General features: G+C 57.3%; 18 protein-coding genes. 11 read left to right on the top strand and 7 right to left on the bottom strand.

The window, feature by feature from the left end:
* Positions 1 to 118: 118 nt before the first annotated feature.
* Positions 119 to 997 (bottom strand): DNA-binding transcriptional regulator YeiE, encoded by an 879-nt coding sequence (gene yieE / locus AC2AXP_RS15245; RefSeq protein ID WP_039991901.1) that lies wholly within the window; start codon positions 995 to 997, stop codon positions 119 to 121.
* A 253-nt stretch (positions 998 to 1,250) separates the two neighbouring features.
* On the opposite strand from yieE, the gene AC2AXP_RS15240 reads away from it, so the two are divergent.
* Together AC2AXP_RS15240 and nfo are read left to right on the top strand one after the other, a co-directional pair.
* On the top strand, positions 1,251 to 2,327 hold the full coding sequence (locus AC2AXP_RS15240) for a YeiH family putative sulfate export transporter (protein WP_484381786.1): 1,077 nt from the start codon (positions 1,251 to 1,253) through the stop codon (positions 2,325 to 2,327).
* Positions 2,328 to 2,427: 100 nt separating this feature from the next.
* A complete protein-coding gene (gene nfo / locus AC2AXP_RS15235) occupies positions 2,428 to 3,267 on the top strand; it encodes a deoxyribonuclease IV (RefSeq protein WP_039991900.1) in 840 nt (279 codons plus the stop codon).
* Positions 3,268 to 3,374: 107 nt separating this feature from the next.
* On the opposite strand, the gene fruA is transcribed toward nfo, so the two are convergent.
* The 3 genes from fruA to fruB are packed head-to-tail and all read right to left on the bottom strand — an operon-like array spanning position 3,375 to position 7,149.
* Positions 3,375 to 5,066 carry a PTS fructose transporter subunit IIBC gene (gene fruA / locus AC2AXP_RS15230; protein ID WP_004960793.1) on the bottom strand — a complete coding sequence of 564 codons (1,692 nt, stop codon included), beginning with the start codon at positions 5,064 to 5,066 and terminating at the stop codon, positions 3,375 to 3,377.
* Between the two features lie 11 nt (positions 5,067 to 5,077).
* Positions 5,078 to 6,019, bottom strand: a complete 942-nt coding sequence (gene fruK, locus AC2AXP_RS15225; RefSeq protein ID WP_004960790.1) for a 1-phosphofructokinase — start codon at positions 6,017 to 6,019, stop codon at positions 5,078 to 5,080.
* Positions 6,016 to 7,149, bottom strand: a complete 1,134-nt coding sequence (gene fruB / locus AC2AXP_RS15220) for a fused PTS fructose transporter subunit IIA/HPr protein (protein ID WP_004960786.1) — start codon at positions 7,147 to 7,149, stop codon at positions 6,016 to 6,018. Before fruB ends, fruK begins: the two co-directional genes overlap by 4 nt.
* A 247-nt stretch (positions 7,150 to 7,396) precedes the next feature.
* On the opposite strand from fruB, the gene AC2AXP_RS15215 reads away from it, so the two are divergent.
* From AC2AXP_RS15215 to AC2AXP_RS15200, 4 genes are all read left to right on the top strand, one after another.
* Positions 7,397 to 7,819: a nucleotide triphosphate diphosphatase NUDT15 gene (locus AC2AXP_RS15215; RefSeq protein ID WP_273869518.1), complete on the top strand. Its 423-nt coding sequence runs from the start codon at positions 7,397 to 7,399 to the stop codon at positions 7,817 to 7,819.
* A gap of 274 nt (positions 7,820 to 8,093) precedes the next feature.
* Positions 8,094 to 9,254, top strand: coding sequence for a NapC/NirT family cytochrome c (locus AC2AXP_RS15210; protein WP_004960781.1), 1,161 nt, complete (start codon positions 8,094 to 8,096; stop codon positions 9,252 to 9,254).
* A gap of 13 nt (positions 9,255 to 9,267) precedes the next feature.
* A complete protein-coding gene (gene torA, locus AC2AXP_RS15205) occupies positions 9,268 to 11,748 on the top strand; it encodes a trimethylamine-N-oxide reductase TorA (RefSeq protein ID WP_198773439.1) in 2,481 nt (826 codons plus the stop codon).
* A gap of 186 nt (positions 11,749 to 11,934) precedes the next feature.
* On the top strand, positions 11,935 to 13,113 hold the full coding sequence (locus AC2AXP_RS15200) for a sugar efflux transporter (protein ID WP_198773440.1): 1,179 nt from the start codon (positions 11,935 to 11,937) through the stop codon (positions 13,111 to 13,113).
* Between the two features lie 4 nt (positions 13,114 to 13,117).
* On the opposite strand, the gene AC2AXP_RS15195 is transcribed toward AC2AXP_RS15200, so the two are convergent.
* Positions 13,118 to 13,372 carry a YkgJ family cysteine cluster protein gene (locus AC2AXP_RS15195; protein ID WP_039991899.1) on the bottom strand — a complete coding sequence of 85 codons (255 nt, stop codon included), beginning with the start codon at positions 13,370 to 13,372 and terminating at the stop codon, positions 13,118 to 13,120.
* A 274-nt stretch (positions 13,373 to 13,646) separates the two neighbouring features.
* Between AC2AXP_RS15195 and mtr the strand changes: the two genes are divergently transcribed.
* Both mtr and yeiP read left to right on the top strand, forming a co-directional pair.
* The gene (gene mtr, locus AC2AXP_RS15190; RefSeq protein WP_004960765.1) at positions 13,647 to 14,882 is read left to right on the top strand and encodes a tryptophan permease; all 1,236 of its coding nucleotides are present in this window, start codon (positions 13,647 to 13,649) and stop codon (positions 14,880 to 14,882) included.
* Between the two features lie 157 nt (positions 14,883 to 15,039).
* Complete coding sequence (gene yeiP, locus AC2AXP_RS15185; RefSeq protein WP_004960762.1) at positions 15,040 to 15,612, top strand: elongation factor P-like protein YeiP; 573 nt, start codon at positions 15,040 to 15,042, stop codon at positions 15,610 to 15,612.
* 131 nt (positions 15,613 to 15,743) lie between these two features.
* Here the strand turns inward: yeiP and uxuA are convergent, their stop codons facing one another.
* Positions 15,744 to 16,937, bottom strand: a complete 1,194-nt coding sequence (gene uxuA / locus AC2AXP_RS15180) for a mannonate dehydratase (protein ID WP_004960759.1) — start codon at positions 16,935 to 16,937, stop codon at positions 15,744 to 15,746.
* A gap of 314 nt (positions 16,938 to 17,251) precedes the next feature.
* On the opposite strand from uxuA, the gene AC2AXP_RS15175 reads away from it, so the two are divergent.
* Positions 17,252 to 18,727 (top strand): mannitol dehydrogenase family protein, encoded by a 1,476-nt coding sequence (locus tag AC2AXP_RS15175; RefSeq protein WP_039991897.1) that lies wholly within the window; start codon positions 17,252 to 17,254, stop codon positions 18,725 to 18,727.
* A 51-nt stretch (positions 18,728 to 18,778) separates the two neighbouring features.
* Here the strand turns inward: AC2AXP_RS15175 and AC2AXP_RS15170 are convergent, their stop codons facing one another.
* Positions 18,779 to 19,090, bottom strand: a complete 312-nt coding sequence (locus tag AC2AXP_RS15170) for a type 1 fimbrial protein (RefSeq protein WP_004960753.1) — start codon at positions 19,088 to 19,090, stop codon at positions 18,779 to 18,781.
* A 319-nt stretch (positions 19,091 to 19,409) separates the two neighbouring features.
* Here AC2AXP_RS15170 and AC2AXP_RS15165 point away from each other — a divergent pair, with 319 nt between their 5' ends.
* Entirely contained in the window at positions 19,410 to 20,384 is a 975-nt protein-coding gene (locus AC2AXP_RS15165) for a CobW family GTP-binding protein (RefSeq protein WP_039991896.1), read from the top strand.
* 48 nt (positions 20,385 to 20,432) lie between these two features.
* Complete coding sequence (locus AC2AXP_RS15160) at positions 20,433 to 21,137, top strand: phosphatase PAP2 family protein (protein ID WP_004960745.1); 705 nt, start codon at positions 20,433 to 20,435, stop codon at positions 21,135 to 21,137.
* Positions 21,138 to 21,406: the final 269 nt, after the last annotated feature.

The following is a 21,406-nucleotide window of genomic DNA, read 5'->3' as shown; positions in this document are numbered from 1 at the left end:
CCGCCGGCGCACTAGCAACATTGCAATGATATAAGATAGCTTCATAATTCAGAGGCAATTATTAGCAGCAACCTGATTTGCCCGACTTCGTCTCATTAATGTGAAGCAGCACAGGTTTTTATGCTTGTGCTGGCAGGGTGCAATAGCTGAGAAAACGCGCAAGCGCGTTGGAAATATGTTTTTGCCGATGATGGATCAAATACAGCGTGCGCGTTAGCGGCGGCAGCGGTACCTGCAACTCCACCAGCGTGCCGGCCGCCAACTGCTCGCCAATTACCCGCCGTGACAGACAGCTGATGCCAATGCCGTGACGCACCGCGTGTTTGATCGCTTCCGAGTTGCCAAGCTCCATCACCAGTTGAAAATGCGGCAGATGCGCCAGTAACAGGTGATCCAGTACTTCACGCGTGCCAGAACCGCGCTCACGCAGGATCCAGGGGGCGTTGGCCAGCGCCTCCAGGCTTAGCGGCCGCTGCGCCAACGGACTGTCCGGGGCGGCAAACACCACCAGCTCATCGTCCTGCCACGGCTGGGTAACCAGTTCCGGCATATGACACGGCCCTTCGATCAGCCCCAGATCAACGCGAAAATCCGCCACCGCCCCAATCACGTCCTGGCTGTTGCCGACGTTCAACTCCAACGGCACATTGGGGAAATCCTGCCGATAGTGCGCCATCATCGCCGGCAGCAGATAGTTGCCGATGGTGCTGCTGGCAGCGATGCGCAACGCCCCGCCGTCATGACGAAACAGCTGTTCAATCTCTCCGGCCTGTTCCAGCAGCGCCAGCGCTTTGGGATACAGTAAACGGCCATGTTCGTTGATCACCAGCCGCTTGCCAACGCGATCGAATAACTGTACGCCAAGTTGCCCCTCCAGATCCGCCAACGCCGCGCTGACTGCCGATTGCGACAGCGCCAACACCACCGAGGCCTGAGTGGTCGAACCGCTTTTCAGCACTTCGGTAAACACTTCCAACTGACGTAAGGTAATATGCATAGCCGTCTCGATAATGAGGGTGAGCGGGTTATCTTGCGCCGCGTGAACACCTGAAATGAATGTCGGCCCCACGGGTAGCCAACCTGTTAACTGGAACCTGTTATTAAGATTATCACGTTTGCCCAAAACGATTGTGGACTCACCACGGCGGTTATACCACTTATTTAGATTGGTTATAAATATATAATCAATTTATCTTTTATAGCACGGCGCTATATCCTTGTTGGCAGAGAAACAGCACAAGGACTTATGTATGGCGACCAATACCACCCCACTGTTCCCCGAACGGCGTTTCCCGCTGTTCGGCCTGACGCGCCTGGTGCCCGGGCTGGCGCTGACCGCCGCGCTGACCGCCATCGCCATTTGGGCTGGCGAAGTGCCGTGGATTGCCGGCTTGGGACTCGGCGCTCTGACGCTGGCGATCCTGTTGGGCATTGTCATCGGTAATACGCTTTACCCATGGCTGCAACCCAGCTGTCACAGCGGTGTACAGTTGGCCAAACAGCGGCTGTTGCGCCTGGGGATCATCCTTTACGGCTTTCGCCTGACCTTTCAGCAAATTGCCGACGTCGGCACCACCGGCATCATTATTGATGCCTTGACCCTCACCAGCACTTTTTGGCTCGCCTGCTGGCTGGGGAAAAAAGTGTTTGGCATCGATAGCCAGACCGCGATGCTAATCGGCGCTGGCAGCAGTATCTGCGGTGCTGCGGCGGTGATGGCGACCGAGCCGGTGTTGAAAGCCGATTCGAGTAAGGTGGCAGTGGCAGTCTCCACCGTGGTGGTGTTCGGTACCCTGGCGATTTTCGCCTATCCGTGGCTGTTCCATCTCAACCAGCAATTCCAGTGGCTGCCGTTCAGCCAGGAAACCTTTGGCATCTATACCGGCTCCACCATTCATGAGGTGGCACAGGTAGTGGCCGCCGGTCATGCCATCGGTCCTGCAGCGGAAAATGCGGCAGTAATTGCAAAAATGATTCGCGTGATGATGCTGGCACCGTTCCTGCTGCTGCTTTCCGGCTATATCAGTCGTGGCGGCCAGGCGGATAAAAGTGAAAAATCCGCCATCACCATTCCGTGGTTTGCCGTGCTGTTCATCGCCGTTGCCGGGTTAAACTCATTCAATCTGATCCCGGCGCCGGTAGTGCAACACCTGATTACCGCCGATACCTGGATGCTGGCGATGGCGATGGCCGCACTGGGTCTGACTACCCACATCAGCGCGGTGCGACAGGCTGGGGTCAAGCCGATTCTGCTGGCCACGCTGCTGTTTGTCTGGCTGATTGTCGGCGGCGCTGCCATCAACCAACTGGTACAACATCTGCTGTAATCCCCCTCTACGGGCCCGAAAGCGGGCCCGTTTCCCTCCCCACCTTCCAAATCCGCCGCTATCAATGCCATAATGACGCCGATAATACAGGAGAATGAAAATGAAGTTTGTCGGTGCACATGTCAGCGCGTCAGGCGGCGTGGATCAAGCAGTTATCCGCGCACACCAACTGGAGGCGACCGCATTCGCCCTGTTCACCAAAAATCAGCGTCAATGGAAAGCGGCACCGCTGCCTGCCGACGTGATAGATAAATTCAAGAGCGCCTGCGCGCAATACGGGTTCGGCCCGGGGCAGATCTTGCCGCACGACAGTTACCTGATTAACCTCGGCCACCCTGTCGCAGAGGCGCTGGAAAAATCTCGCGAAGCGTTTATCGATGAAATGCAGCGCTGCGAACAGCTGGGGCTGACGTTGCTGAACTTCCATCCTGGCAGCCATCTGAAGCAGATCGACGAAGATCGCTGTCTGGCGCTGATCGCTGAATCGATCAACATCGCGCTGGATAAAACCCAAGGCGTAACCGCAGTGATTGAAAACACCGCCGGCCAGGGCAGCAATCTGGGCTTCAGATTTGAACATCTGGCGGCGATCATCGACGGGGTGGAAGACAAGAGCCGGGTCGGCGTGTGCATTGATACCTGCCATGCCTTCGCCGCAGGTTACGATCTGCGTACCGAAGAAAACTGCGAGCAAACGTTCAAGGCTCTGGGCGATATCGTCGGCTTTAACTATCTGCGCGGCATGCACCTGAACGATGCCAAGAGCCAGTTCGACAGTCGGGTCGACCGCCATCACAGCCTGGGGGAAGGTAATATCGGTAAAACGGTGTTCAGCTACATCATGCGCGATGCGCGTTTTGACAATATTCCGCTGATCCTCGAAACCGTCAACCCGGATATCTGGGCGGAAGAAATCGCCTGGCTGAAGGCGCAGCAATAACCTCTCACCGCAACATCAGCAACATCAGCAACATCAGCAACATCAGCAGATTACAACGCAAACCGGTCAGGATAGCCTGACCGGTTTGTGCGTATTGAGGCAGGGAATTACGCCGCGCTGGTCACCGCCGCTTCAGGGCGCTTCAACACTGCGTAAGATACCCCGGCCAGCAACGTCCCGGCGACGATCGCCAGCAGGTACAGTAACACCGGTGAAATTGCGCCCGGGATCAGCAGTACGAACAGGCCACCGTGCGGTGCCATCAGCTTGGCGCCGAACGCCATTGACAGCGCGCCGGTCAGTGCGCCGCCGGCGATGCAGCACGGCAGTACGCGCATCGGGTCACGTGCAGCGAACGGGATCGCCCCTTCGGAAATAAAGCACAACCCCAGTACCAATGCCGCTTTGCCGCCTTCCTGCTCGGACTTCTCGAACTTGCGACGTGCCAGCAGCGTAGCCAGCCCCATCGCCAGCGGTGGCACCATACCGGCCGCCATGATCGCCGCCATTGGCGCATACACCGAAGAACTCAGCAGCGCGACGCCGAAGGCATAAGCCGCCTTGTTCACCGGGCCGCCCATATCGGTACACATCATCGCACCGAGGATCGCGCCCAGCAGTACCGCATTGGCGGTTCCCAACGATTGCAGCCAGTGGGTCAGGCCTTCCATGATTTTGGCGACCGGCGTGCCGACCACGTAAATCATGACCAGACCGGTGATCAGGCTGGCAACCAACGGTATGATCAGTATCGGTTTCAGCGCTTCCATACTCTGTGGCAGGCGCAGCTTGCCGCTGATCGCCTTGGCGACATAACCCGCGAGGAAACCGGCAATAATGCCGCCGAGGAAACCGGCGCCGGTGCTCACCGCCAGCATCCCGCCGATCAGACCCGGCGTCAGGCCCGGACGGTCAGCGATGGAAAATGCGATGTAACCGGCCAATACCGGCACCATCAGGGCAAAAGCGGAACCACCGCCAATCTGCATCAACGCTGCCGCCAGCGTGCCCTTCTCTTCGAAGGCCTTGATACCGAACACGAACGACAGTGCGATGCACAGGCCCCCGGCTACCACCATCGGCAGCATGTACGACACGCCGGTCAACAGGTGACGGTATGGACCGGCACTTTCCTTTTTCTTGCCGCCGGTGGAGGCGGCAGCGCCGCTTTTCTGCGGCTGGTAGACTTCGGCTTCCGCCAGCGCCTTGTCCAGCTCCTGCGCGGTTTTCTTCAGCGCCAGACCGGTAGAGGTACGATACATCGGTTTACCGGCAAACTTGTCCAGATCGACTTCAATGTCGGCGGCAACAATCACCAAATCCGCCGCGGCCACTTCTTCCGGCGTAATGGCATTGCCAGCGCCTACCGAGCCGCGCGTTTCTACCTTCACCCACCAGCCACGTTTTTTCGCTTCACTTTCAATCGCTTCAGCAGCCATAAAGGTATGCGCCACGCCGGTCGGACACGCGGTGATCGCCACAACGCGTTTTTGCCCGGCGGCTTTCGCCGGCACGGCGGCGACCGCAGGTGCCTGATACGGCTGAGCGTGCGCCTTGGCCGCAGCCAGGAAGGCCTGCGGTTCGCGCACCGCCTGCTCGACATCACCGAGGTAAAGCGCTTTACCGTTCAGGGCGGCGTCTGCGGGCACAGACTGCCCGGCCACCACCACCAGCTCGGCATCAGCCAGAGAATCAACCAGTTGCAGCCCCTGTTTGGCCGCAGCCGCACTCAGCATGCGTTGCGCCAGGTGGCCACGGGCCTGCCCCAGCGAACTGTCTATCATCAGCAGCGTTTTCATTCTGCCTCCTGCTATTGATTAAAAGGTGTTAAATCGACGCGCGCCATCATCGCGGCCAACTGGGGACGGTCGGTCACGCCAACGTTGCTCTGGCTGACGGCCAGGGCGGCAACGGCGGTGGCCAAACGCAGCGTATGTTCGCTGGATTCACGCATCAACAGACCATAGATCAGGCCGCCGACCATCGAATCGCCAGCGCCAACCGTGCTGACCACTTCGCATGCCGGCGGTTTGGCAATCCAGGCACCCGATGCATTCACCCACAGCGCACCTTCGGCACCCAATGAAATCACCACGTGGGCAATGCCCTGATCGCGCAGCGCATGGGCGGCTTCCACCACATCCGCCAGCGTTGGCAGTCGGCGACCGGCCCAGATTTCCAATTCACGGCGGTTTGGCTTGACCAACCACGGCGCGGCCTTCAAACCGGCCACCAGCGCTTCGCGGCTGCTGTCGAAAATGATGCACGGGCACTGGGCGCGCAAACGGGTCATCCAGTCAGTAAAGGCTTCCGGCGCGACGCCAGCCGGCAGGCTGCCGCTGACCGCCACCATGTCGAACTGGCCGAGCCAGCTCAGTGAATCACTGACAAAACGCTCCCAATCCTGTGGTGTTACCTCAAAGCCCGAGAAATTGAAGTCGGTCACTTCACCGTCTTTTTCCGTCAGTTTGACGTTGATGCGCGTACGGCCCGGCACCACCTGAAAGCGATTGGCAATGCCCAGATCGCTGAACAGCAATTGGAAGCCGTCCTGATTATCTTTGCCCAGAAAACCACCGACGGTGACGTCAATGCCAAGATCTTTCAAGACTTTGGCAACGTTAATGCCTTTACCGGCGGCGTGCAGGCCGGCGGTTTTAACCAGATTCACTTCGCCACGTTCGATCTCGGGGCAAAAACCCACCAGATCGTAAGCCGGGTTCAGGGTGATGGTTGCGACTCTTCTGCTCATGCTGCGCCCTCGCCCAGTCCTTCGTTGATTGCCTCGCCGATGGTTTTCAGCGCGACTTCGGCATCTTCACCGCTGGCGGTAAAGCGCAGACGATGACCTTTCTTCACCCCCAGCGCGACCACTTTCATCAGGCTGCGCCCGTTGGCCGGCTTGCCGCTGCCGTCCAGATTGGTCACGGTGATCTCGCTACTGAACTGTTTGATCACGTTGACCAGCGCCGTTCCCGGCCGCGCATGCAGGCCGTGTTCGTTGCGAATGATGTATTCAGCGGTCAGTACGCTGCTTTCCTCCGCTACCTCACTGGTCAGCAATGCCAGCACCCCGGCAGCGTCAGCGTTCAGCAGACGTTCAGCTTTTTGCGCCAGCAGCAGATCGCCCAGATAGTTCAGCACCGTCAGCGGCTGTCGATCGGCCACGGCGACGGTCAGCAGCAATGCCACTTTTTCACCCTCTTCGTCGAACGCCTGTGCCGGACGGCTAACGGTGGCCGCGCTGCCCAGATTGCCTTCGGTACTGTCGCTCAGCCAGATGCCCTGGCCCAGGTTCAGCGGCTTGCGGGTAATGACGTCGCTGACGAACTCGGCGCTAACCGCACCAATCTTTTGCAGACGACCGGCGTTCAGCGCCTGTAACGTCATCAGACTGTCGGCGGCCACATCGAGCGCAATCAGCGACGCGTCAAACTGGAATTCGGCCGCCTGTTTTTCACCCATCAGCAGGCTGCGCAGTTCGTCCGCTGAAGTGGTCTTCGCCAGTTGCTCCGCCACGCTGTCATCACTCAGCACGTGCGTCAGCTGGCGCAGCAGCGCCAGGTGTTCATCTGAACGCGCGGCAATGCCGATCACCACATAGGCGGTCTGGCCTTCGCCCCATTCGATGCCTTGCGGAAACTGAAACACCTGTACGCCGGTGTTCAACACCAAATCACGGGTATCGGTGGTGCCGTGGGGAATGGCAATGCCATTGCCAAGATAGGTGGAGGTCTGCAGCTCGCGCTGCAACATACCGTCCACATAGCCGGCGCCGACGCAGCCAGCCTCGGTAAGGGCGGCCGCCACCTGCTGGATGGCGTCCTGCTTGCTGCCTGCGGCAGCGCCCAGGTGAATGTCTTGCTGTGACAACTGGAACATGGCTCTCCTCTCCTGCTGAATTGAATCGTTTCAGCTTCATTGAGAAAAAGGAGCGTTATCCAAACCAACCCAGTCAGTCCGATAACGCTGAAACGTTTCAAGGAGTGTGTAATCAGCCCATGCTGAAAGCAAGTTTTCTCCATCAGGACGTAGCAGATTTTTGAGCTTACGCACATTTTTCCCCAGCACTCCCCCGCTACGCGTCGGAAGTGGCATAATCTGCTGAAATTTGCTGAAGGAGAAAAGCATGAGCGTCATGACCGGCATAGGCGTGATCATCGTTAACGCGCAGGGAGATATTCTGTTGGGCAAACGCTGCGGCAAGCATGCCCCTTACTGGTCGATTCCCGGTGGGCATCTGGACGTCGGGGAGAGTTTTGAACAGTGCGCTCAACGAGAGGTGCTGGAGGAAACCGGCTTGCATATCGCGTTGCCGCGTTTTATCGGCGTTTGCAATAACCTGCAAACCTGGCGTGAAGAAGGTAAACACACGGTATCCATCTGCATGCTGGCACAACACGCTGGCGGTGAGCCACAGCGCCTCGAACCGGAAAAATGCGCGCAATGGCGTTGGTGTTCGCCAGACGCCCTGCCCGAACCGCATTTCGAAGCCAGTAAAATGGCCGTTACCCTGTGGCAACGTGGGCAATACTACCGCCCGGCGCGTTAATGTCATACCCAGCGCGGCGTTGCCAGCCACCGCGCGGGTTTCCCCTGCCAATTCCCTCGCCAGACAAATGCCTAATCCTGCCGCCTTTCGTTATATAAAATAAAACACAGCGCTTTATTTTTCAGCAAACGTCGAATTATTACCTACAATTACCCCCAATGTGTTAGTCACACAAATAAATAGGCTCTATAATTGCATGGGTATAAGGGGTTAATACCCATCGAGCTTTTTGGCAAGGCATCTTCGGGATTTCATAATTATAAGTGGGTTCAATATGAGCAAAAAAACAACTGGCTTGGAAAAGCGACGCCGGTGGGGATGGTTGTGGCTGTTACTCATTGGCATCGTTCTTGGCGCAGCGCTATTGGCCGGCACCGCCACCGTATTTCATAAAACCAGCGATACCGCTTTTTGCGTTTCCTGTCATACCATGCAGCAACCTCTCGCCGAATATCAGGGCAGCGTTCACTTCCAGAATACCAAAGGCATCCGCGCTGAATGCGCCGACTGTCACGTGCCGCACGAACCACTGGAGTATCTGTGGACCAAAATTCGCGCGGTGAAAGACATTTACGGCGAAATGGCCGGCACCATCAGCACGCCGGAAAAATACGAAGCGCACAAACTGGCAATGGCACAGTCGGTGTGGAAAACGCTAAAAGAGAATGATTCCGCCACCTGTCGTTCATGCCACAGCTTTGACGCCATGGACATCACCGCGCAAAGCGCTGAAGCGCGCGTGCAGCACCCGGTGGCGATCAAACAGGGTGAAACCTGCATCGACTGCCATAAGGGGGTTGCGCACATTCTGCCGGACATGAGCGGCGCAGCGCAGGCTGGCGCCGCCGAACTGGCGAAGGCGGCGGCTGAAACCTCACCGACGGCCACCACGCTATACACCATTGCGACCGAACCGTTCTTCTTGCAGCCAAACGATGAACACAACGCCGGCAACCTGATGCCTTCAACCGAAGTGCGGGTGGTGAAACAGGACGGTGACAAGGTGCTGGCCGAAGTGGCCGGTTGGCAACAGGACGGCGTCAGCGAAGTATTCTATGCCGCACAGGGCAAGCGCATCCTCAGCGTATTGCTGGGTGAAGACGCGCGCAAACAGCTGAAATCTGCCAACACCATGACCGACGCAGAAACCGGGCTGGTATGGCACCAGGTTTCCCTGCAGGTGTGGTTGCCGCGTAAGCAGCTGATTGACGATCAACAAAAAATCTGGCGCTACAGCGCAGACATGATGTCGGCCAACTGTACCGGTTGCCATGGTCTGACCGCGCTCGATCGCTTCAACGCCAACCAATGGATCGGCGTAATCAAGGGCATGGCTCCACGTACCTCACTGACGCAGGAACAGCTGCGTGTATTGACGCAATACGTGCAGAAACACGCCAGCGATATGCCGCCGGCCACCTCGGCCAAGCTTTAAGGGAGAAGCGCAGATGAAATCGTATTCACAACAACCATTAAAAATGAGTCGTCGCCGCTTTCTGACCGGCGCCACCGCGCTGGCCGCCGCACCGTTGCTGGCGGGGCTGTGGCCAAAAAACGCGCTGGCGCAAGCCATCAGCCAGGCGCTACCGCAGTTTGTGGTACTGCGTCAGGCGCAAAAAGGCATTCTGACCGGCGCTCACTGGGGCGCATTTGAAGCCATCGTGCAGGACGGAAAAATGATCGGCGTACAGCCGGTCAAGGACGATCCATACCCGAACGATCTGATCACTATGGCGCCGTACCAGGTGCACGCCGAAAACCGCATCAAATATCCGATGGTGCGCAAAAGCTGGCTGGAAGGCGGCCCCGGTAGCCGCCCCGAACTGCGCGGCCACGATGAATGGGTGCGCGTCAGCTGGGACAAGGCCATCACGTTAGTGAGCAACGAAATCGCCCGTTTGCAGCAACAGCATGGTCCACAGTCGATCTATGCCGGTTCCTACGGTTGGAAGAGCGTCGGTATGCTGCACAACAGCCGCACGCTGTTGCAACGTTTGATGAATCTGACCGGCGGTTTTCTCGGCTACGCCGGGGATTATTCAACCGGTGCTGCGCAGGTGATCATGTCGCACGTGGTCGGTTCGATGGAGGTTTATGAACAGCAAACCGCCTGGCCAAACGTAATTGAAAACAGCCAACTGGTGATCCTCTGGGGCTGTAATCCGATGGTCACGTTGAGAAATAGCTGGAACGTACCGGATCACTATGGCCAAACCGGGTTTGAAGCGCTGAAGAAAAAAGGTACCCGGGTGATCAGCATTGATCCGGTGCATAACGACAGCGCCAAATTCGTCAATGCGCAGTGGATTGCGCCGCGCCCGTACACCGACAGCGCGATGCTGATCGGCATCGCCCATACGCTGTTGAGCGAAAAACTGCATAATCCGGACTTCCTGAAAACCTACACCGTCGGCTTTGACCGTTTTGCCGCCTACCTGCTGGGGGAGGAAGACGGCACGCCAAAAACTGCCGAATGGGCAGCCGACATCAGCGGCGTCGACGCCGAGGTACTGCGGCAACTGGCGCGCGATATGGCCAAGAACCGTACCATGATCATGGGCGGCTGGGGCATTCAGCGCCAGCATCACGGCGAACAGCAACACTGGCTGCTGGTCACGGTGGCAGCAATGCTCGGCCAGGTTGGCCTGCCCGGCGGCGGTTTCGGCTTTAGTTACCACTACTCATCCGGCGGCAGTCCGACGGCGAAAGGCGGCATTATCGCCGGTATTTCCGCCGGCAACGCGCCGAAGAACTCGCCGTCGCCAATCCCGGTGGCGCGCATCGCCGAATGCCTTGCCAACCCTGGCAAAACCATTCATTTCAACGGAGCCGACGTCACCTACCCCGAGGTAAAAATGGTGTACGTGGCGGGAGGCAATACCTTCCACCAGCATCAGGACACCAATAATCTGATCAAAGCCTGGCAGCGGCCGGAAACCATCGTGGTCAACGAACCTTATTGGACCGCTACCGCCAAATATGCCGACATCGTGCTGCCGGCAACCACCAGCTATGAACGCAATGATCTGGAGATGGGCGGCGATTATTCGCAGCTGTATGTCTTCCCGATGCATCAATGCGTGGCACCACAGCATGAAGCGCGTAACGACTTCGATATTTTTGCCGCCATGGCCGCCAAGCTCGGCGTGCAAGATGCCTTCACCGAAGGCAAAGACGAAACCCAATGGCTGAAGGGCATGTACGACGATATGAAACAGCAGGCGCGCAACGCCCGCGTGGCTCTGCCGCCGTTCGATATGTTCTGGCAGTCCAATAACTACGTGCGATTCCCGGTGCCGGAAGCCAATCAGCAATGGGTGCGCTTCGCCGATTACCGCGAAAATCCGCTGCTCAATCCGCTCGGCACCCCCTCGGGGAAAATCGAGATCTATTCCGATGCCATCGCCAAGATGGATTATCAGGATTGCAAAGGGATCCCAACCTGGATGCCGCCGCATGAATGGTATCGCGGACCGGAAGCGGCGAAATATCCGCTGTCACTCAATACCGCGCATCCGATCAACCGCCTGCATTCGCAGTTGGACAATACCCCGTTACGCAAAAAGTACGCGGTGGCCGATCGCGAGGCGATCATGATCAACCCGCAGGATGCCCAGTCGCGCGGCATTACCAATGGCGATCTGGTGCGTGCATTCAACGATCGCGGCCAGATTCTGGTCGGCGCGTTGATCAGTGAGGATGTGCGCCCCGGTGCGGTACGCATCAGCGAAGGAGCATGGTTCGATCCGGCCGATCCCTCACAGCCGGGCTCGATTTGCAAGAACGGCAACGTCAACTGTCTGACCTTCGACGTCGGCACCTCCAGCCTGGCGCAAGGCAACTGCGGGCAGATGGCACAGCTGGAAATCGAAAAGTATCAGGGACAGGTATTGAAAAATACCGCACACGACGTGCCGGCCGGCGCGTAGCGTCCCCCCGCGACGGGCCTGCACGATAGGCTCAGGCAACATCAATGGCAGGGCGATGGCAAGCATCGCCCTGTTTTTTTATGTCAGCGTGCGTTTTGCTCCTGGCGACAATGAAACTGGTTTTTGTTTTTTTTAAACAGGCGTATTATACGCGCGACTTTCCTTCCAGCCATTTATTAAGCACTTATGCAAACTACTCCTGCGCTAACGCGGCGCTTGCCCGACCTCACCTCGTTGGCTTTTCTTGTCGTGGCTTTTCTTACCGGGATTGCCGGGGCGCTGCAAACGCCGACGCTGAGCCTGTTTTTGTCGACCGAAGTCAAGGTGCGGCCAACCATGATCGGGCTGTTCTTCACCGGCAGTGCGGTGATAGGCATTTTGGTCAGCCAGTATCTGGCGCGCCGTTCGGATCAAAAGGGCGACCGCAAATCGCTGATTTTCCTCTGCTGTATGCTTGGCGCTCTGGGCTGCGTGCTGTTCGCCTGGAACCGTAACTATTTTGTGCTGTTGCTGGTCGGGGTCGTTTTGAGCAGCTTTGGCTCTACCGCCAATCCGCAAATGTTTGCCCTGGCGCGCGAACATGCCGAGCGCACCGGTCGGGAAGCGGTGATGTTCAGCTCGATTCTGCGTGCGCAGGTTTCGCTGGCGTGGGTGATTGGCCCGCCGGTTGCCTTTGCGCTGGCGTTGGGTTTTGGTTTTAAAGTCATGTATCTGGCCGCCGCCGCTGCGTTTATCGTCTGCGGCGCGTTGGTTTGGAAGCTGCTGCCGTCAATGCGCAAAAGCACGCCGACGCCCGGTACGCTGCTGGAGGCGCCGCGCCAGAACCGTCGCGATACGCTGCTGCTGTTTATTGCCTGTACCTGCATGTGGACCGCCAACGGCATGTACCTGATCAATATGCCGCTGTATGTAGTGCATGAATTGCAGCTATCAGAGAAGCTGGCCGGTATCCTGATGGGCACCGCCGCCGGCCTGGAAATCCCCATCATGCTGCTGGCCGGCATGGTGGCAAAACGCGTTGGCAAACGCGCCCTGATGCGCGGTGCGGTGATCGGCGGGTTGCTGTTCTATGTCGCACTGCTGTTTATTAGCGGCAGTTGGCAACTGATCGCGCTGCAATTGCTCAACGCGGTATTTATCGGCGTGCTGGCGGGGATTGGCATGCTGTATTTTCAGGATCTGATGCCCGGTCAGGCCGGCGCGGCCACCACGCTGTTCACCAATACCACCCGCGTAGGCTGGATCATCGCCGGTTCAATCGCCGGTTCGGTGGCGGAAATCTGGAATTACCACGCCGTGTTTTATTCGGCGGTGGCCATGGTGATTGCTGCAGCGCTGTGCCTGTGGAAATTACAGGACGCCTGACGGCTTACGGCGCGGTGTCCGCTTCCAGCCTGGCCAGATAGATCAGCGCCTCTTCGCGGCGGTCATGGCACATTTCGCGGCTGGCCTGCAGGCTGCCGCAGACCTTTGGCCGCAACGGTGAATGGAACAGGCCGCAGCGCAGCTGTTCATCAAGATGAATGCAGCGAGTATTGGCCGGTTTGCCGTTCGGCATGCCGGGGATAGGGCTGGATATTGAAGGCGCGATGCAGCATGCGCCGCAGTCGGGACGGCAGTCCATCAGCGAGTCTCCTGGTGGGCTGGCGGAATTGAAGCGCGACAATAGCAGTCGCGTACCGACACCGCCAGCATAATCGTACCACTATGCCAGCCACCAGTCCGTCGGCCATCAGCGTTTGCCACGCCCCCTCCCCCTGCCTCGCTAAAAAACGGCACCGCCAGCTCGTTTGACGCACCGTTTACGCATAATAAGCGCTTTACATGCACCAGCCCAGCGCGTACCATTAAGCTAGTACAAAAGAACTCACGACCGCATCGGTCATTCAGGAGCCCGCATGTCCACGGACACCATCCAGAAGCTTTCTCGCCCATCGGTTATCGGTGGCGCGATGATCATTGCCGGTACCGCCGTCGGTGCCGGCATGTTTTCGATCCCCATTGTCACTTCTGGCGTGTGGTTTAACGGCTCGATCGCGTTGCTGGTGTATACCTGGGCCTGCATGTTGATCTCCGGCCTGATGATCCTGGAAGCCACGCTGCATTATCCGGCGGGCGCCAGTTTCCATACCGTAGTCAAAGACTTGCTTGGCAAAGGCTGGAACGCCATCAACGGCATTTCCATCGCCTTCGTACTGTATATTCTCACCTATGCCTATATTTCTGCCGGCGGCTCGATCATCGCCCATACGCTCGGTAGCATCGGTCAGACCAGCGCCGGCCTGCTGTTTGCCGCAGTGGTGGCGTTTATCGTCTGGTTGTCGACCCGCGCGGTGGATCGCCTGAGCACCATTTTGATCGGCGGTATGGTCATTACCTTCGTGATGTCGGTCGGCGATATGTTCAGCCATGTGCAACCGGCGATACTGTTCAACCAACGCGACAGCGATGCGCATTATCTGCCTTATGCGCTGGCCGCGCTGCCCTATCTGCTGACCTCGTTCGGCTACCACGGCAACGTGCCGGGATTGGTGAAATACTACCAAAAGGACAGCGGCGCGGTGGTACGCAGCCTGGTGTACGGCACGCTGCTGGCGCTGGCGATTTACATCCTGTGGCAGTATGTGATTCAGGGCAACATTGCGCGTGACGCTTTTAAACAGGTGATCGCCGAAGGCGGCAATATCGGCAGCCTGCTCAAACAGATGGGTAACGTCTCCAGCAGCCAGACCGTCAGCCAACTGCTCAACGGCTTCTCTTATATGGCCCTGGCCAGCTCGTTTCTTGGCGTGTCGCTTGGACTGTTCGACTATATCGCCGATTTTTTCAAATTCAGCGATGACGCCACCGGCCGCAGCAAAACCGCACTGGTTACCTTCGCGCCGCCTACCCTGGCCGCGTTGCTGTTGCCGAACGGTTTTCTGTACGCCATCGGTTTTGCCGGTCTGGCGGCCACCATCTGGGCGGTTATCGTGCCGGCATTAATGGCGCGCGCCAGCCGTCGCCGCTTTGCCAATGCCCGTTACCAGGCTCCCGGCGGTCAGGGAATGGTGCTGTTCATCATCCTGTTTGGCCTGATCAACGCCGTCGCACACCTGCTGGCGCTGTTCGGTCTGCTGCCGGTGTTTAGCTAACCCTGCCTATCAGAGGGGCGGAGCCATGCGCTCTGCCCCCACCTGCTGCCCCGAAAGCTGATTTGCGCCATGTTTTCACCCGTTGCGCTTGCCTGAATCATCCGGCGCGAGTAATTTGTCGCAACTTCCCCCGGATCCTTACTGACAGGTTATTTTTATGGCAAGAGCTAACGAAATCAAACGCGGCATGGCGATCAGCTACAACGGCAAACTGCTGCTGGTGAAAGACATCGACGTGCAGAGCCCAAGCGCCCGTGGCGCCAGTACGCTATACAAAATGCGCTTTTCGGACGTACGCACCGGTTTGAAAGTTGAAGAGCGTTTTAAAGGCGACGATATTCTCGATACCATCTCGCTGTCACGTCGCAAAGTCACCTTCTCGTACATCGATGGCGAAGAATACGTCTTTATGGACGAAGAGGACTACACCCCATACATTTTCAAGAAAGAGCAGATCGAAGAAGAACTGCTGTTTATTCCAGAAGCGGGTCTGCCAGGCATGCAGGTACTGACGCTGGACGGCCAGGTACTGGCGCTGGAACTGCCGCAAACCGTGGATATGGAAATTGTGGAAACCGCGCCAGGCATCAAGGGGGCTTCAGCCAGCGCACGCAACAAGCCGGCAACCATGGCAACCGGCCTGGTGATCCACGTACCGGAATACCTCAGCACCGGTGACAAGATCCGGATTCATATCGCCGAACGCCGCTACATGAGCCGCGCAGACTAGCCCATCGTCTTTCACGCTGCCGCGTGGTTGGCGGCAAACGCTCACCCCAGTCACTGATTGATGCAGACGGCTGGGGATTCGTGCGCCTGGCGCCTGGCCGCAGCGTGAAATCCATTGGACCTTGTTGCCGCTTATGGCAACAGATCCGGGAAGAAGCGCCGCTTGAGCGCCAGTTCGACGCCGCGAATTTCCGCCAATCCCTTCAACCGCCCAATCGCCGAATAGCCCGGGTTGGTTTTCTTCTTCAAGTCATCCAGCATCTGGTGACCGTGATCCGGACGCATCGGGATCGGCCGGCGATCTCCGGCTCGCAGACGGCGCTGCTCTTCGCTGAGGATCGCCTCAATCACCGCCACCATATCGACATCGCCGTGCAGGTGGGCGCCCTCGTGGAAGGTTTTCGGGTTTTCTTCACGACAGGTGGCACGCAAGTGGGTGAAATGGATACGATCGCCGAAAGTTTCGATCATTTTCACCAGATCGTTATCGGCGCGGACGCCATACGAGCCGGTACACATGGTAAATCCGTTGTGGATGCTGTCGACGGTGCTTTTCAGCCATTGCATGTCTTCAATGGTGGAAACGATGCGCGGCAGGCCGAGGATTGGCCGCGGCGGATCGTCCGGGTGTACCGCCAGTCGTATGCCGGACTCTTCCGCCACCGGTACGATGGCACGCAGGAAGTAGGCCATGTTTTCACGCAGTTGCGCCTTGTCGATGGCGTCATACTCTGCCAGTCGCGCACGGAATTGATCGAGGGTATAGCCCTCTTCCGCACCCGGCAGGCCGGCGATGATATTGCCGGTCAGCCTGGCGATTTCCGCCTCGCTCATCGCCTTGAAATAGGCCGCCGCCTGCGCCTGTTCCTGTTCGCTGTAATCTTTGTCTGCCCCGGCGCGCTGCAAAATATGCAGATCGAACGCCGCGAACGCGATCTGATCGAAGCGGAGCGCTTTTGATCCATCCGGCAGGGTGTATTCCAGATCGGTACGCGTCCAGTCGAGGATCGGCATAAAGTTGTAGCATACGGTGTCAATGCCACACGCCGCCAGATTACGCAGCGACTGCTGATAGTTGCTGATATGCCGTTGATAGTCACCGCTGTGGGTCTTGATCTCTTCGTGCACCGGGATGCTTTCCACCACCGACCACACCAGCCCTTTTTCAGCCAGCTGCGCCTGGCGCGCCCTGATCTCTTCGACCGGCCAAACCTGGCCGTTGGCAATATGATGCAGAGCGGTGACGACCCCGGTAGCCCCGGCCTGGCGGACATCATCAAGAGAAACCGGGTCATTCGGCCCGTACCAACGCCACGTTTGTTCCATACCGTTATCCTTGTTTGGGTTATTGACTGCGCAGTGGTGAGGCAGATCGCACATTTCAGACAATGCTGTTATACCAACTTGCGATAGATATCATTCAGCTTTAACCTTACTCCTTCGCAGCAGGCTGTCAAAACAGAATCGTTATTTGGTTGATCCACCTCACGCTTCCAATCTATTTTGGAGACAACAATCAGCAGCGCTAAGTGGACAGATCGATGCTGGCTAGCGTGAAATTCAGCGTATACCGCTCGACCAACTGGTCTGATAACTTTTGCCGGCAACCCCGAATCCTTTACCTTGCTATGGAGCTTTGCATGAAGACTATCGCCAACCAGCCGCTTCCCGCCAACGTACGGCAGCCCACTTACGATCGCAGCGCGTTGCGCAGCCGCATTGTGCATATTGGCTTTGGCGCATTTCATCGCGCTCATCAGGCGCTGTTGACCGATCGCGTGCTTGAACGCCAGGGTGGCGATTGGGGGCTATGCGAGATCAGCCAATACGGCGGCGACAAGCTGTTTGAAGCACTGCGCCAGCAGGCGCATTGCTATACGGTGCTGGAAAAAGGCGCCGACGGTAATCAGGCCATCATTATCGGCGCAGTGCATGAAAGCGTGCACCGCAAGCTGGAAGGCATCGACGCGGTGCTGGCGAAGCTGGCGGAACCGCAGGTGGCAATTGTGTCAATGACCATTACCGAAAAAGGCTACTGCATCGAACCCGGCAGCGGTCGACTGGATTTGCAGCATCAGGCCATCCGTGACGATCTGGCCAACCCGGCACAGCCGAGCAGCGTGCCGGGCATTCTGGTTGAAGCGCTGCATCTGCGCCGACAACGTGGGCTACCGGCATTTACCGTGCTGTCATGCGACAATATTCCGGAAAACGGCCACGTGGTACGCAATGCGGTCATTGGTCTGGCGCAGGCGCGCGACGCCGCATTGGCCGACTGGATCGCCGCCCACGTCACCTTCCCCAGCACCATGGTTGACCGTATCGTACCGGCCGCCACGCCTGAAACGCTGGATGAAATCGCCGCTGCGCTCGGTGGAGTGCGTGATGAATGCGCCATCGCCTGCGAACCGTTCATCCAGTGGGTAGTGGAAGACAACTTTGTCGCCGGACGCCCGGATTGGCAAGTGGCCGGTGCGCAGTTGGTGGACGACGTACTGCCGTTCGAGCAGATGAAGCTGCGTATGCTGAACGGCAGCCACTCGTTCCTGGCTTACCTCGGTTATCTCGGCGGCTATCAATACATCAACGACTGCATGACGGATGATCACTACCGACAGGCCGCCCACCGTCTGATGCTGGCAGAGCAGGCGCCGACCTTGAGCGTAAGCGGTATCGATCTGGCCGCCTACGCCGATCGATTGATCGCCCGCTACAGCAACCCGGCCTTGCAGCATCGCACCTGGCAAATTGCCATGGACGGTACGCAAAAACTGCCGCAACGCATGCTGGATTCGGTACGTTGGCATTTGCAGCACGGCGGCAGCTTCGCCGGTCTGGCGCTGGGGGTCGCTGGCTGGATGCGCTATGTCGGCGGCGTTGACGATGCTGGCAATGCCATTGATATCCGCGATCCGCTGCTCAACAGCCTGCAACAGGTGGTTAGCAGCACGCCGGATGATGAAAGTCGGGTTCAGGCGCTGTTGGCGCTGAGCAATGTGTTTGGCGAGCAGTTGCCAAAGGATCAACGGTTTGTTGACTCGGTGACCCAAGCCTACCTGTCACTACGCGATCGGGGTGCCCGTCAGACGGTACAGGACTGGGTTAACCAGGCGTAAGCATGTCCGAGCTGCCGTGCCGGGCCAATCGACCCGGCACGGCGTAGGGGATTAGCGGTAGACCACCGTCATGACGGCCAGTTTTTGTTGTTGGTTCACCCAGCCCATTTCTGTCGAACCTAAATTCAGTGGAAGGTTTTTGCGGGTGGTATCGAAGTGTGACAGGGTGTGCTGTCGGCTTTGATAGTGGCGTCCGTTGCGATAACATTGCGTATTGGCAGTTGTCTCAGTGACGGAAAGCGTGCAAGGGCTCTCCACAATGGCGCCGGAGAAATAAATCACTCCGCCGTTGGTTTCGGCATGACTGCCTGCTATCCATGAAACTGCAAGTCCTACGATCGTGATAAACCGACGGGTATTCATGGCAACCTCACTTTTAATTAAGCCAATTTAAACATAGAGGATCTTCCTAAGAATAATCGCAAGGTAAGGCAGTATATTTGTTGAGTAATTGGGTAATTAACTACATGAAAACAAGCTAATAACAAATAGAGCCCCCTCCTAATACATGGTTTTTAATAGGAATTTTCTTGTAACGTAAGAGGGATTTCGACGCCAGAAAGCGGCATCTTTATCTGCCATATTTGTGACGCGGAACACGCCGGCCGGCCTGGTGCTGATAAAACGTACAATTAGCCTTAATGATTAATATGTTAAATCCATTAACATCAGGATGATATCCATGACAAAAACCAACCTGATCACCGGTTTCCTCGGCAGCGGCAAAACCACGACCATCCGCCACCTGTTGGCAAATAAACCAGAAAATGAACGCTGGGCGGTGCTGGTAAATGAATTTGGCGAAATCGGTATCGATGGCGCCTTGCTGGCCGACAGCGGCGCCGTTTTGAAAGAGATCCCGGGCGGGTGCATGTGCTGCGTGAATGGATTGCCGATGCAGGTCGGGTTAAACATGCTGTTGCAGCAGTCCAAACCCGATCGTTTATTGATTGAGCCCACCGGCCTCGGGCATCCGAAGCAGATCCTGTCGTTGCTGACACAGGAAACCTATGGCGGTTGGATTGATTTACGCGCCACGCTGTGCCTGCTGGATCCGCGTCAACTCAGCGACGCCCGCTACAGGGAAAACGAGAATTTTCGCGATCAACTGGCGGCAGCCGACATTATCATCGCCAATAAAAGCGATACCTGGCAGCCGCAGGACGTTGAGGCATTACAAGCCTGGCAAACGCAGTTTGCCGGCGAGCGCCCGCTCTTGAGCATCGAGCACGGCCGATTGGCGGTGGAGCTGCTCGACCGCCCTCGCACAAATAGCACAGCATTGCCGGATGCGCAGCATCATCATACGCACGGCAAAAGCCAGGGTCTGGCGGCCTTGCGCCTGCCGGAAAACAGCCGCTGGCGCCGTGCGCTGAATCAGGGACAGGGTTATACCGCCTGCGGATGGATTTTTGACGGCGACACCGAATTCGACACCATCGGCATGATGGAATGGGTGCGGCTGGCGCCGGTTGACCGCGCCAAAGCGGTGGTACGCATTAATGAAGGCACGCTGCTGGTAAACCGTCAAGGACAGGATTTCAGCATCGAAACCCGCCCGGGCGCCCCGCTCGACAGCCGTATTGAACTGATCCACAGCGCCGATGCCGATTGGAATGCGCTGCAATCCGATCTGTTTAAGATTCGTTTAAGTTAATGGTTTTACCGTTGTTCCCGTTTTTAGACTATAGATACAGGTTATTTCATGACGCGCCGCAATTTACCGATCATCCTGTTGCTCAATATACTGGGCATCGCGCTTTTTTTATCCTGGTACTTGCCGGCGAATCACGGCCAGTGGTTTGCGCTGGACTCGGCAATTTTCTTCTTCTTCAATCGCCATCTGGCGACCGACCCGGCGTTTTTGCATCTGGTGGCCATCACCAATAACCGCGCATTTGACGGCATTTCGCTGATCGCCATGGGCCTGCTGTATCTCTATTTTTTCCTCAAACAAGACGCCGCCGGGCGCCGTCGTCTGCTGGTCACCGGCATCGTGATGTTGCTGACCGCAGTGGTGCTCAACCAGTTGGGTCACCTGTTGCCGGTAAAACACCCCAGCCCGTCGGTCAGCTTTGAACACGTCAATCGCGTTAGCGAATTGACCGGTATCCCCACCAAAGATGCTTCGTGGGACAGTTTCCCTGGCGATCACGGCATGATGCTGATGATTTTTGCCTGTTTTATGCTGCGTTACTTTAACGTTTGGGCATTTGCCTGCGCCGTGCTGATTACCGTGGTATTTTCATTGCCGCGCGTGATGATTGGCGCGCACTGGTTTACCGATATTGCCGTCGGCTCCCTGTCGGTGGTGCTGGTTGGTGCCAGTTGGTGGCTGATGACGCCGGCCTGCGATGCCTTGATTAACGGTTTGAATCGCCGACTCCCTGGGAAAAATCGCCCGCAGTAGCCATAAGAGACCGTTATGACCGCCTGAAGGCCGCGCCGCCGTCAGGCGGATTCCATCCGCGCTAGGCTATCCGCATCTATCGCCCGCCATCCCCTTTCACCGCCTGATTTGCAACAAATTGCCGACAGAATCAGCTTTGCTTTTTTATATGAATATTTACATTATGTTACATCGCTATTTTATATAAAAAAGCGCCGAAAAAAGTCTCGCAATCCCCTATTCGTTCCGGTAATCTCAACAACGTTTATATCTGGTTTACTGCCTTTCAG

It is taken from the genome of Serratia sp. Sp408, assembly GCF_057180665.1.
The sequence above is the reverse complement of the archived record's forward strand: the minus strand, read 5'-3'. Positions and strand labels throughout refer to the sequence as shown.

What these genes read in the sequence shown, in the direction of transcription:
- AC2AXP_RS15175 (WP_039991897.1), top strand. Translation starts at nt 17,252, where the DNA reads ATGAAGACTATCGCCAACCAGCCGCTTCCCGCCAACGTACGGCAGCCC.
- AC2AXP_RS15160 (WP_004960745.1), top strand. Translation starts at nt 20,433, where the DNA reads ATGACGCGCCGCAATTTACCGATCATCCTGTTGCTCAATATACTGGGC.
- AC2AXP_RS15240 (WP_484381786.1), top strand. Translation starts at nt 1,251, where the DNA reads ATGGCGACCAATACCACCCCACTGTTCCCCGAACGGCGTTTCCCGCTG.
- AC2AXP_RS15215 (WP_273869518.1), top strand. Translation starts at nt 7,397, where the DNA reads ATGAGCGTCATGACCGGCATAGGCGTGATCATCGTTAACGCGCAGGGA.
- uxuA (WP_004960759.1), bottom strand. Translation starts at nt 16,937, where the DNA reads ATGGAACAAACGTGGCGTTGGTACGGGCCGAATGACCCGGTTTCTCTT.
- yieE (WP_039991901.1), bottom strand. Translation starts at nt 997, where the DNA reads ATGCATATTACCTTACGTCAGTTGGAAGTGTTTACCGAAGTGCTGAAA.
- AC2AXP_RS15210 (WP_004960781.1), top strand. Translation starts at nt 8,094, where the DNA reads ATGAGCAAAAAAACAACTGGCTTGGAAAAGCGACGCCGGTGGGGATGG.
- nfo (WP_039991900.1), top strand. Translation starts at nt 2,428, where the DNA reads ATGAAGTTTGTCGGTGCACATGTCAGCGCGTCAGGCGGCGTGGATCAA.
- yeiP (WP_004960762.1), top strand. Translation starts at nt 15,040, where the DNA reads ATGGCAAGAGCTAACGAAATCAAACGCGGCATGGCGATCAGCTACAAC.
- mtr (WP_004960765.1), top strand. Translation starts at nt 13,647, where the DNA reads ATGTCCACGGACACCATCCAGAAGCTTTCTCGCCCATCGGTTATCGGT.
- AC2AXP_RS15195 (WP_039991899.1), bottom strand. Translation starts at nt 13,372, where the DNA reads ATGGACTGCCGTCCCGACTGCGGCGCATGCTGCATCGCGCCTTCAATA.
- AC2AXP_RS15200 (WP_198773440.1), top strand. Translation starts at nt 11,935, where the DNA reads ATGCAAACTACTCCTGCGCTAACGCGGCGCTTGCCCGACCTCACCTCG.
- fruA (WP_004960793.1), bottom strand. Translation starts at nt 5,066, where the DNA reads ATGAAAACGCTGCTGATGATAGACAGTTCGCTGGGGCAGGCCCGTGGC.
- torA (WP_198773439.1), top strand. Translation starts at nt 9,268, where the DNA reads ATGAAATCGTATTCACAACAACCATTAAAAATGAGTCGTCGCCGCTTT.
- fruK (WP_004960790.1), bottom strand. Translation starts at nt 6,019, where the DNA reads ATGAGCAGAAGAGTCGCAACCATCACCCTGAACCCGGCTTACGATCTG.
- fruB (WP_004960786.1), bottom strand. Translation starts at nt 7,149, where the DNA reads ATGTTCCAGTTGTCACAGCAAGACATTCACCTGGGCGCTGCCGCAGGC.
- AC2AXP_RS15165 (WP_039991896.1), top strand. Translation starts at nt 19,410, where the DNA reads ATGACAAAAACCAACCTGATCACCGGTTTCCTCGGCAGCGGCAAAACC.
- AC2AXP_RS15170 (WP_004960753.1), bottom strand. Translation starts at nt 19,090, where the DNA reads ATGAATACCCGTCGGTTTATCACGATCGTAGGACTTGCAGTTTCATGG.